Source organism: Streptomyces apricus (assembly GCF_008369065.1).
Taxonomy (GTDB): Bacteria; Actinomycetota; Actinomycetes; order Streptomycetales; family Streptomycetaceae; genus Streptomyces; species Streptomyces apricus.
On the sequence record NZ_VDFC01000218.1, the window covers coordinates 1 to 1255 of the forward strand.

A 1255-nucleotide genomic window follows, 5' to 3' on the forward strand; every position below is an offset into this window, starting at 1 on the left:
GGCCGGGCGGGTCCTCGCGGTGGTCGCCGCGCTCGCCTGGACGGCCGGGATGGTCTACGCGGTCATGGGCTGGTAGCCCCGAGCAGCTCCTCGCGGGAGACGACGTCGGCCCGGGTGGCCGGCACCGTGCAGGCGTAGGCCCCGGCGACCGCGCCGAACAGACCGCAGCGCGCGGGCGGTTCGCCCGTCAGCCGCCCGAAGAGGTACCCCGCCGCGAAGGCGTCCCCGGCCCCGTTGGAGTCCACGACGGGCGCGGGCGGCGCGACGGGAGGGATGTGCGTCAGCTCGCCGTCGAGCAGCTGGTAGGCGCCCTCGGCCCCGGCGGTGGCGACGACCACCCCGGCCCGCCCCCGGTCGGCGATCCGCCGCATGGTCCGCTCCGGATCCGCCAGCGCGGCCGTCGACAGGAAGACGACGTCGGCCTCGTACGCGAACCGCTCGTGGTAGGCGTTCGCGCCGTCCCAGTCGTGCAGGTCGGTCGAGACGGTCGCCCCCGTCCCCCGCAGGACCGGCAGGGCGTGCGCGCAGGGCTGGGTGATGCAGACGTGGACGTGCCGGCTCACCGAGGCGAGGGCCCGCACGGTCTCCGGGGGCAGCCGGTCGCCGTCGTGGCCGCGCGTGCTGTCGTACAGCGACAGCCGCCGCCCGTCCGGCGAGACGAGGTTCACGGCCCGTTTGGTGCCGGCCGGCTGCGGGACCTCGGTGAGCGCGACGCCCCGCTCCCGGTGCAGCGCCCGGACCAGGTCGCCGTGGTGGTCGGCGCCGAGCAGGTCGAGGTGGTGCGTGCGCAGCCCGAGCGCGTGCACCCCGAGCGCGACGAAGTCCCCGGTCTGCCCGGCCCGCGCCTCGATGGACGGCACCATGTGGCTGTCCGCGTACGGCAGCGGCAGTTCGGGCACGTACACGACGGTGTCCACCCCGGCCCCACCGAGCACCAGCACGTCGATCTCGGAACTCACGGACACTCCTGACGTTCGTTAGGGGCGCGGGGCTGTGACATCTGCGGCTCCGCCGCGTGGGCGCGAGCAACCACGACGGCGCCGCACCGGTCGTCGACATTCGGAACGGGACGTCCCCGCGCTACCGCGTGGCGGCCACCCGAAAACTGATCCCCGCCCGCCGCAGCCGCTCCACCAGCGGTTCCCCCAGCGCGACGGCCGTCGTCACCTGCCCCGAGGTGCGGGGCAGGTCGTCGAGGACGAGGCACAGCGCCGCCTCGGCCAGCATCTTGGCGGTGTCCCCGTACCCGGGGTCC

1 protein-coding gene and 1 pseudogene are annotated in these 1255 nt (G+C 75.5%); both read right to left on the minus strand.

Annotated features, from left to right (window positions below; translation table 11 throughout):
• Window positions 1-62 precede the first annotated feature (62 nt).
• On the minus strand, window positions 63-959 hold the full coding sequence (locus tag FGF04_RS39285; protein WP_188114430.1) for an adenosine kinase: 897 nt from the start codon (window positions 957-959) through the stop codon (window positions 63-65).
• Between the two features lie 121 nt (window positions 960-1080).
• Window positions 1081-1255: pseudogene (locus tag FGF04_RS41565) on the minus strand (saccharopine dehydrogenase); the annotation flags it as partial.